A 3,661-nucleotide genomic window follows, 5' to 3' on the forward strand; every position below is an offset into this window, starting at 1 on the left:
CGAACTGCGCCCGGCCGCCGCCGAGCTGGCCGCACATGCGGCGACGGCAGCCACCGCGCACCAGGTCCTCGGTGAGGTCCTGACCGACTACCGAGCCGCCATGGCGGTGGTCACCGGGCCGCTGGCCCCGGGTTTGGGCGACGGACAGGCGCGCCAGGAGATTCACGCGCGCCTGGAGCTGGCCGCGGCGGCGGGCCGCATCGCCTCGCAGGCGGTCGGGGAGACCGTGGTCGTTCTCCACGACTCCTGGCGCGGAGCGTCGACCGGTGAGCTGGTGCTGGCTGGTGAGCGGTGAACATCGCCGCTGCGCTGGAAGCGGTCGGTGCGCAGGCACGCGCGGACTTCGCGGCCGCGCACGGGGTGTACCGGCGGACCGCGCCGGGCGTCGAGCCGATGGACGACGCCGATTCGCTGCCCCGGCTGATGGTGCCGGTCCGACTGGATAGGGTAGAGCCGTGTTCGGGAAGAAGAAGGTCGTAGCGCCCCCGCCGCCGGCGAAGCTGATGAAAGAGCTGGCGCGCCGGGGCCCGCACAAGGTGAACCGGGGCGACCTGGGCATCGTGGGGCTGGCCGGACAGGTGTTCGCGCCGGTCAGCGGCACCGATCTGCCCGCCGTCGCCTTCGCCCACGGCTGGATGCGCGGCAGCAAGGCCTACCGTGATCTGCTGTTCCACCTGGCCTCGTGGGGTTTCGTGGTCGCGGCCCCCGACTCCGAACGGGGCCCGCTGGCCTCGGACATCGAACTGGCCACCGACCTGCGTGCGGCACTGACCGTGTGCACCAGTGTGCAGCTGGGGACCTCCGGGGCGGTCACGGTCGATCCCGATCGGCTGGCCCTGATCGGGCACGGTTTCGGTGCGGCCGCCGCGGTACGGGCGGCATCGACGAGCACGTTACTGGGGCGCCCGACGATCCCGGTGCGCGCCCTCGTGCCGCTGTTCCCGGCGCCGACCACATCGGACCTGACCGAGGCGGCCGCCACCGTGCGCGCGCCGGCGCTGGTGATCGCCGCTGCCGATGACGTCGACTCGATGACCGGAAACGCGATCTCGCTGGCGAAAGCACTCAGCGGTGAGGTGGTTTTGCGCACATTGGCCGGTGTCGATGGCAAAGCTCTCCTGGAGACGCTGACGGTCAAGAAGCTGATCGGTTTCAACGGTGCCGAACGCAAGACGCACGCGGCGGTTCGCGCCCAGGTCACCGGGTATCTGCTCCATGGGCTGACCGGTGATGAGCGGTACCGTGAGTTCGCTGATCCGGACGTTTCGATGGGCGATACGACGGTCATCGAGACGACCTCTGCGCGCCCGGCCGACGCCGATCACTTCTCCCAGCTGCTGGGCATCGCCCCGTACCGTCCCGACGAGGGCACGTCTACGAAGGGTGTGCCGCTGATCGGCAGGTAAACTCGGCGACCATGTGCGGAATCGTCGGATACGTGGGTAAGCGGCAGGCGCTGGAGATCGTCGTCGAAGCGCTGCGCCGCATGGAGTACCGCGGCTACGACTCGGCCGGAGTGGCCGTCGCCGACGGCGCCGGGCACCTGACGGTGGAGAAGAAGGCCGGTCGGCTGGGCAATCTGGAGACGCTGATCGACGACGTCGGCCCGGGCGCCCTGACCGGGACCACCGGAATGGGGCACACCCGGTGGGCCACGCACGGGCAGCCGACCGACCGGAACGCCCACCCGCACGTGTCCGACGATGCGAAGTTCGCGGTGGTGCACAACGGCATCATCGAGAACTATGCGCCGCTGCGGGACGAACTCGAGGCCGCCGGCGTCGAATTCTCCTCGGACACCGACACCGAGACCGCCGTGCACCTGCTGGCCCGCGAATACGCCGCCGGTGCGACCGCCGGTGACTTCGTGGCCAGCGCCTATGCGGTGCTGCGCCGACTGGAGGGCGCCTTCACCGTCGTCTTCATGTCCGCCGATCAGCCGGGCACCATCGTCGCCGCGCGCCGCAGCACCCCGTTGGTGGTGGGCGTCGGCGACGGCGAGCGGTTCCTGGCTTCGGATGTCACCGCCTTCATCGAGCACACCCGCGAGGCCGTCGAACTCGGCCAGGACCAGGTGGTGGTGATCACCGCCGACAGCCACACGATCACCGACTTCGACGGCACCCCCACCGGCGGAACCCCGTTCCACATCGACTGGGATCTGGCCGCCGCGGAGAAGGGCGGCTACGAGTACTTCATGCTCAAGGAGATCGCCGAGCAGCCCGAGGCACTGGCCAGCACGTTGCTCGGTCATCTGGAGAACGGGCGCATCGTGCTCGACGAGCAGCGGATGAGCGACCAGGATCTGCGGGATGTGGACAAGGTCTTCGTCGTGGCCTGCGGTACCGCCTATCACGCGGGCATGATCGCCAAATACGCGATCGAACACTGGACCCGGCTGCCGGTCGAGGTGGAGCTGGCCAGCGAGTTCCGCTACCGCGATCCGGTGCTGGACCGGTCGACGCTGGTGGTGGCGATCAGCCAGTCGGGGGAGACCGCCGACACCCTCGAAGCCGTCCGGCACGCCAAGGGCCAGAAGGCCCGGGTCCTGGCCATCTGCAACACCAACGGCGCCCAGATTCCGCGTGAATCCGATGCGGTGCTCTACACGCACGCCGGCCCGGAGATCGGGGTGGCCTCGACCAAGTGCTTCCTGGCGCAGATCGCCGCCGCCTACATGGTGGGGCTGGCGCTGGCCCAGGCCGTGGGCACCAAGTACCCCGATGAGGTGGTGGCCGAGTTCCGTTCGCTGGAGGAGACCCCGGCCGCGGTGGCGAAGGTTCTCGAGCAGATGGAACCGGTGCGCGAGCTCGCCCGCCGCTATGCGTCGAGCGACACCGTGCTGTTCCTCGGCCGGCACGTGGGCTACCCGGTGGCACTGGAGGGGGCGCTCAAACTCAAGGAGCTGGCCTACATCCACGCCGAAGGCTTCGCCGCCGGTGAACTCAAGCACGGCCCGATCGCGCTGATCGAAGACGGGCTGCCGGTGATCGTGGTGATGCCGTCGCCGGAGGGCCGGCCGGTCCTGCACTCGAAGATGGTCAGCAATGTCCGCGAGATCCAGGCGCGGGGTGCGCGCACCATCATCATCGCCGAACCCGATGACGCCGCGGCCGCCGCGATCGCCGACCATCTGGTCCCGATCCCGCACACCCCGACACTGCTGCAGCCGCTGGTCTCGACGGTGCCGCTGCAGGTGTTCGCGGCCACCGTCGCCCAGGAACGCGGCTACGACGTCGACAAGCCGCGCAACCTCGCGAAATCGGTCACGGTGGAGTAACCCGTGCCCGGCTACTACACCGCCGATCAGATCCGCGCGGCCGAGGAGGCCACCGGGGATCTGCTCACCGGCGGCGTGCTGATGGCGCGGGCCGCCCGCGGGGTCGCCCAGGTGGTGCTGGCCGAATTGCGGGACCGCTGCGGCGGCGTCTATTCCCGCCGCGTGGGCCTGGTGGTCGGCGCCGGGAACAACGGCGGCGATGCGCTCTACGCCGGGGCGACGCTGGCCCGCCGCGGGGTCGCCGTGCAGGCGGTCCTGCTGGCCCCCGATGCCGCCCATCCCGGCGGACTGGCGGCTTTGCGTGCTGCCGGCGGGACCGTGGTGCCGGCACTGGATCCGGGCTGCGATCTGGTGGTCGACGCCGTCGTCGGGCTCGGCGGG

General features: G+C 70.3%; 5 protein-coding genes. All 5 read left to right on the forward strand.

Annotation, left to right across the window (positions count from 1 at the left end):
* Nucleotides 1–295, forward strand: a 295-nt coding sequence (locus tag GOHSU_RS16855) for a hypothetical protein (protein ID WP_035739938.1), incomplete at its 5' end; no start/stop codon positions are given.
* Nucleotides 292–480, forward strand: a complete 189-nt coding sequence (locus GOHSU_RS16705; RefSeq protein WP_005937120.1) for a hypothetical protein — start codon at nt 292–294, stop codon at nt 478–480. The genes GOHSU_RS16855 and GOHSU_RS16705, both read left to right, overlap by 4 nt.
* On the forward strand, nt 456–1,406 hold the full coding sequence (locus GOHSU_RS03930) for a dienelactone hydrolase family protein (protein ID WP_005937123.1): 951 nt from the start codon (nt 456–458) through the stop codon (nt 1,404–1,406). Before GOHSU_RS16705 ends, GOHSU_RS03930 begins: the two co-directional genes overlap by 25 nt.
* 11 nt (nt 1,407–1,417) lie before the next feature.
* Nucleotides 1,418–3,280, forward strand: coding sequence for a glutamine--fructose-6-phosphate transaminase (isomerizing) (gene glmS / locus GOHSU_RS03935; protein WP_005937126.1), 1,863 nt, complete (start codon nt 1,418–1,420; stop codon nt 3,278–3,280).
* Between the two features lie 3 nt (nt 3,281–3,283).
* A partial coding sequence (locus GOHSU_RS03940) for an NAD(P)H-hydrate epimerase (protein ID WP_005937128.1) occupies nt 3,284–3,661 on the forward strand: 378 nt, incomplete at its 3' end.

The organism is Gordonia hirsuta DSM 44140 = NBRC 16056 (genome assembly GCF_000333015.1).
Taxonomy (GTDB): Bacteria; Actinomycetota; Actinomycetes; order Mycobacteriales; family Mycobacteriaceae; genus Gordonia; species Gordonia hirsuta.